Origin of the sequence: Sphingomonas sp. (assembly GCF_042096255.1) — a bacterium.
GTDB lineage: Bacteria > Pseudomonadota > Alphaproteobacteria > Sphingomonadales > Sphingomonadaceae > Sphingomonas.
On the sequence record NZ_JBELLZ010000151.1, the window covers coordinates 1 to 5,081 of the forward strand.

The window sequence follows — 5,081 nt, forward strand, 5'->3', positions numbered from 1 at the left end:
TTCCGCTTATGTCCGAGAAATCGTTGTCTGGCGAACAAACCTTGAGGTGACGCCTGGTAGCCGCAACAGGGTCGCTGCTTGTCGCATCAACCAAGCCCTGGCCCCAACCATCCCGGCCAACGACCGGTAAGGCAGGGTATACGGGGCTGGACACACCAAGCATATCCATTATGCTGGATATATGGAAAACGAGGATGCCATCTCGGCGCTGGGTGCTCTTGCACAAGGAACGCGCCTTGACACGTTCCGCCTCTTGGTACGGCACGAACCGGATGGTTTGGCTGCCGGCGATATCGCGCGTCAGCTCGACGTGCCGCAGAACACCCTGTCGGCGCACCTCGGCATCCTCGCCCGCGCTGGCCTGGTCCGCTCCGCACGGCATAGCCGCTCGATCATCTACCGTGTCGATCTGGACGGCCTGCGCGCGCTGACGCTGTTCCTCGTCAAGGACTGCTGCGCCGGCAATGCGGAGCTGTGCGCGCCGCTCGTCGCCGAACTCACCCCCTGCTGCTGAAAGGACGCCCTGTGGCCGTCGATGTCGTCGTCTATCACAACCCCGAGTGCGGCACGTCGCGCAACACGCTCGGCCTTATTCGCAACGCCGGCATCGAGCCGCACGTGGTCGAGTATCTGAAAACCCCTCCAGCCCGCGCGTTGCTGGTCGAGCTGATCGATCGCGCCTGCATGACACCCCGCGAACTGCTGCGCGAGAAGGGGACGCCCTATGCGGAGTTGGGCTTGGGCGACACGTCGCTATCCGACGACGCGCTGGTGGACGCGATGATGGCGCATCCGATCCTCATCAACCGGCCGCTGGTCGTATCGCCGCTCGGCGTGAAGCTCTGCCGGCCCTCCGAAGCCGTGCTCGACCTGCTGCCGACCAATCAGCTCGGAGCGTTCGCAAAGGAAGACGGCGAGCAAGTGGTGGACGCATCGGGCCAGCGCGTCGCCTGATGCTCCTTGCTGTCCTGATCTTCGTTGCGACGATCGCGCTCGTCATCTGGCAACCCAAAGGCCTCGGGATCGGGTGGAGCGCGATGGGCGGGGCCGTCGTGGCGCTGCTTGCAGGCGTCGTCACGCTGTCCGACGTGCCGGTGGTGTGGGGCATCGTCTGGAACGCAACAGCCGCGTTCGTCGCGATCATCGTTATCAGCCTACTCCTCGATGAAACCGGATTCTTCGAATGGGCGGCGCTCCATGTCGCGCGCTGGGGGAGGGGGCATGGTCGCCGGCTGTTCGTTCTGATCGTGCTGCTCGGTGCGGCGGTGTCCGCGCTGTTCGCCAACGACGGCGCGGCGCTGATCCTGACGCCGATCGTCATCGCCATGCTGCGGGCGCTGGGCTTCAACGACAAGGCGACGCTGGCGTTCGTCATGGCGGCGGGGTTCATCGCCGACACCGCCAGCCTACCGCTGGTCGTGTCGAACCTCGTCAACATCGTGTCGGCCGACTTCTTCCGGATCGGGTTCGGCGACTATGCGTCCGTGATGGTGCCGGTCGACCTGGTGTCGATCGCAGCGACGCTTGGCGCGCTGCTGCTGTTCTTCCGGCGCGACATACCGGCGGATTATGACGTAGGCGCGCTGCGCGCGCCGCGTGACGCGATCCGCGATGCCGCGACATTCCGCGCGGGCTGGATCGTTCTTGCACTGCTGCTCGCCGGCTTCTTCCTGCTCGAACCGCTCGGCGTCCCTGTCAGCGCCGTCGCCGCTGCCGGCGCGATCCTGCTGCTGGTGATCGCGGGGCGAGGCCATGTGATCCCAACGGCCAAGGTGCTGCGCGGCGCACCCTGGCAGGTCGTGATCTTCTCGCTCGGCATGTACCTGGTCGTCTATGGCCTGCGAAACGCCGGCCTGACCGACCATCTGGCAGCACTGCTGGATCGCACCGCGCAAGGCGGCGTGTGGGGCGCGGCGCTAGGAACGGGCGTCATCGCAGCGGTCCTGTCGTCGGTTATGAACAATATGCCGACGGTGCTGGTGGGCGCGCTCTCGATCGACGCCACGCACGCGAGCGGCGCGATCAAGGAAGCGATGATCTACGCCAATGTGATCGGCTGCGATCTCGGCCCCAAGCTGACGCCGATCGGCTCACTCGCGACGCTGCTCTGGCTCCATGTCCTCGGGCAAAAGGGCGTGCGGATCGGATGGGGCTATTACTTCCGTGTCGGCGTCACGCTCACCGTACCGGTGCTGCTCATCACGCTCGCGGCGCTTGCAATCAGGATTAGCATCGCATGACCAGAACGGTCGCCACGTTGCTCGAACCTGCCGGTCTGGCTGGCTTGGCACAATTGCTCGATGCCGCGGACCTGCCGAGTGCCGATATCGCCGATCCCGGCCGCCTGATCATCCGGATTGAGGCCGATAGCCTCGTCGGTTTCGGTGGGCTCGAGGGAGAAGGGTCCGACCGCTTGCTCCGCTCGATCGTCGTCGTCCCCGATCGACGTCGACATGGCCTCGGGCGGGTGTTGGTCGCCGCCCTCGAACGACAGGCGCACGACCTCGGGGTGGAGCGCCTGCACCTCCTGACGACCACGGCCGCACCATTCTTCCGGGCGCTCGGCTATGCCGATGCCGATCGCGGCGCTGCTCCCTCGGCCATCGCCGCATCGCGCGAATTCACCGCACTGTGCCCCGCGTCGGCCGCCTACCTCGTGAAAGCCCTCTGATGCCGCTCCGCACGCTCGCCGATCCCAATATCATGCCGGCGCTCGATCCGGCCTATGCCATCCAGCGACCCGCCGTGAGGCTCGGCCCGCTCGATCCCGCGCCGCGTATCCTTCTGCTCTACGGTTCGCTGCGCGAACGGTCCTTCTCCCGGCTGTGCGTTGAGGAAGCGGCACGCCTGCTCCGGTTCTTCGGCTGCGAGACGCGCATCTTTGATCCATCGACCCTGCCGCTGCCTGACCAACATGCTGGCGACGACCATCCGGCCGTCCACGAGCTGCGCGAGCTGTCCTTATGGTCGGAAGGGCAGGTGTGGTGCAGCCCGGAGCGGCATGGCCAGATCACGAGCATTATGAAGCTTCAAATCGATCATCTGCCGCTTTCTATGGGCGGGATGCGTCCGACACAGGGGCGCACGCTGGCGGTCATGCAGGTGTCGGCCGGATCGCAATCGTTCAACAGCGTCAACACGCTGCGCGTGCTGGGTCGCTGGATGCGAATGATCACGATCCCGAACCAATCGAGCGTTGCCAAGGCGTTCAACGAGTTTGATGACGCGGGGCGCATGAAGGCGTCCAGCTACTATGACCGGATCGTGGATATGATGGAGGAACTGGTGCGGTTCACGGTGCTGCTGCGCCCGCACGCGGTTCAGCTTGTTGATCGCTACTCAGAGCGGAAAGCGGCGGGCGTGCCAATCGACCGCGCGACCGATCTGTCGAGCATAGCGATTGCGGCCAAACCGCGTGGCCGGCACGCCGTCAAGGCAGGCGGCTGATGCGACGTTTGCCGAAGCGAGCCACGCTAATGTGGTCCCGCCGGCTAATCCGGCTTGTGCTCTGCGCTTTGAGAAACCTACGGGTTTCAACCTGCGTGGCCGGCCTCCCCAGGCGTCAGCTGGATCGTCGAGCGCTACCTGTCTTGCGCTGACGCGATTATCGCTTCAGGTCGCTACAGCGACAGATGAAGGGGAGCGTGCTTGACGATGAACACCAAGGATCTGGCCAAGGACGTTGCCGCCAAGCGGGGCGTCACCGAGAAGCAGGCCCTCGAGGTCATGGCTGGGCTCCTCGAGGGTATCGCGGAGGCGGCCGCCAAGGGTGAGGAGATATCGCTTCCCGGCTTCGGCAAATTCAAGGTGAAGGACACGCCCGAGCGCTCCGGGCGCAATCCGTCGACCGGCGAGGCGATCACGATCGCGGCGTCGAAGAAAATCACATTCACGCCGGCCAAGGCGCTTAAGGACCGACTGTAGGCTCGACAGCACCGGCCGGCGTCGCCCGGCCACGTGTTGGATGTTCACGAATTATTCGCTATCTAAGGCGTTGGAGAATGACAGGCGCGTGAACACTGCCAAATCTATGCGGCTGGCCCGGCAGGTGAAGGGGAGGTTCGGCACGTGGGCGGCCGTGCGTCAGGCCTCGCGCGTCGAGAACGGCGTATATGTGGTCGATCCAAGCGCTGGCGGTGACCGCGACAGCAAGGATGTAGCGGTTCCCGCCACGGCGTAACGGCCGTGACGTTCAGCTACTCGCTGTTCCTCGCACTGCTGCTGCTTTTCCTGGGGCTCTGCTTCTGGGCAGGGTGGCGCGTCGGCGAGCGCACCGATTTCCTCAGCCCAACCCCGGACCGGCCGAACTCTACGGTGACGCTGTTCATCGTGGTGTTCGGCACCATCGCAGGGCACCTTCTGGGAACCGGCTTCTTCGCCGCCCAGGCGGCATGGTGCCGGGCGACAAGCGTCTGTTTCGACCCCGGCTTCGATCCAAATATCTATCGCGCGCTCGCCCGCGGCGGCGCTGGGGCACGCGATGCGTCCGACCTCGCGCTGGAAATGTGGCTTTTCGCGATGCTCCTCATCGGAGCCGCGACGGGCTCGATCGCGCACTGGTTGGTGCAGCGGGAAGCAGTTAGCGGGAAGACCGACGCGATCGCGTTCGGCTGGCTCAACCCGGCCGTCCAAGCGGTCAAGAAGGGAGACTCGTTTGTCGTCGCCTATGTGCTGACAAAGACGAGCCACGAGTGCTTCACGATCGCATACGAGGGCACCGTCCAGCAGCTCGCGCTGGACGAGGAACAATCGATCAGGTTCGTCGTCCTGAACGACGTCGACCGATTCCTCGTCAAGATATCTGAGAACGGCCTCGAGCGTGTGGACGCGCCGTCGACGCCGATCACGCAGCTTCAGATCACCGCGGTCGAGATCGCCAACGTCGCGCTTGAGGTAGTACGGGCGCCAGACATGGATGTTGCGGCAATCGAGGCTGAAGACGCGGGTTCATAACGCGGCGTTCGAGATCGTCAGACGTCCGTCAGACCTGTCTCCATCCATAAAGTCTAAATCCAAAAAGCTCTGCATTTAACATAATCTATCTTATCGGACTGCGAGCGTAACGGCTCAGCGGCGCCTCA

The 5,081-nt window shown here is 64.4% G+C and carries 7 protein-coding genes; all 7 read left to right on the plus strand.

Annotation, left to right across the window (positions count from 1 at the left end; all coding sequences use genetic code 11):
• Window positions 1-181: 181 nt before the first annotated feature.
• The 7 genes from ACFDTH_RS17290 to ACFDTH_RS17320 all read left to right on the plus strand — a co-directional run bounded on the left by ACFDTH_RS17290 (window position 182) and on the right by ACFDTH_RS17320 (window position 4,953).
• Window positions 182-514, plus strand: coding sequence for a helix-turn-helix transcriptional regulator (locus tag ACFDTH_RS17290; RefSeq protein ID WP_042469209.1), 333 nt, complete (start codon window positions 182-184; stop codon window positions 512-514).
• An 11-nt stretch (window positions 515-525) separates the two neighbouring features.
• Entirely contained in the window at window positions 526-954 is a 429-nt protein-coding gene (arsC, locus tag ACFDTH_RS17295) for an arsenate reductase (glutaredoxin) (protein ID WP_042469211.1), read from the plus strand.
• A complete protein-coding gene (locus ACFDTH_RS17300) occupies window positions 954-2,240 on the plus strand; it encodes an arsenic transporter (RefSeq protein WP_042469213.1) in 1,287 nt (428 codons plus the stop codon). Before arsC ends, ACFDTH_RS17300 begins: the two co-directional genes overlap by 1 nt.
• The gene (gene arsN2, locus ACFDTH_RS17305) at window positions 2,237-2,671 is read left to right on the plus strand and encodes an arsenic resistance N-acetyltransferase ArsN2 (RefSeq protein WP_042469214.1); all 435 of its coding nucleotides are present in this window, start codon (window positions 2,237-2,239) and stop codon (window positions 2,669-2,671) included. Before ACFDTH_RS17300 ends, arsN2 begins: the two co-directional genes overlap by 4 nt.
• On the plus strand, window positions 2,671-3,447 hold the full coding sequence (gene arsH, locus ACFDTH_RS17310; protein ID WP_042469215.1) for an arsenical resistance protein ArsH: 777 nt from the start codon (window positions 2,671-2,673) through the stop codon (window positions 3,445-3,447). Before arsN2 ends, arsH begins: the two co-directional genes overlap by 1 nt.
• 207 nt (window positions 3,448-3,654) lie before the next feature.
• Complete coding sequence (locus ACFDTH_RS17315; RefSeq protein WP_042469217.1) at window positions 3,655-3,924, plus strand: HU family DNA-binding protein; 270 nt, start codon at window positions 3,655-3,657, stop codon at window positions 3,922-3,924.
• 261 nt (window positions 3,925-4,185) lie between these two features.
• Window positions 4,186-4,953, plus strand: coding sequence for a hypothetical protein (locus tag ACFDTH_RS17320; RefSeq protein WP_042469218.1), 768 nt, complete (start codon window positions 4,186-4,188; stop codon window positions 4,951-4,953).
• Window positions 4,954-5,081: the final 128 nt, after the last annotated feature.

Excerpts from the sequence above, each read along its gene's own strand:
- ACFDTH_RS17290 (WP_042469209.1), top strand. The coding sequence starts at position 182 with ATGGAAAACGAGGATGCCATCTCGGCGCTGGGTGCTCTTGCACAAGGA.
- ACFDTH_RS17300 (WP_042469213.1), top strand. The coding sequence starts at position 954 with ATGCTCCTTGCTGTCCTGATCTTCGTTGCGACGATCGCGCTCGTCATC.
- arsN2 (WP_042469214.1), top strand. The coding sequence starts at position 2,237 with ATGACCAGAACGGTCGCCACGTTGCTCGAACCTGCCGGTCTGGCTGGC.
- arsH (WP_042469215.1), top strand. The coding sequence starts at position 2,671 with ATGCCGCTCCGCACGCTCGCCGATCCCAATATCATGCCGGCGCTCGAT.
- ACFDTH_RS17315 (WP_042469217.1), top strand. The coding sequence starts at position 3,655 with ATGAACACCAAGGATCTGGCCAAGGACGTTGCCGCCAAGCGGGGCGTC.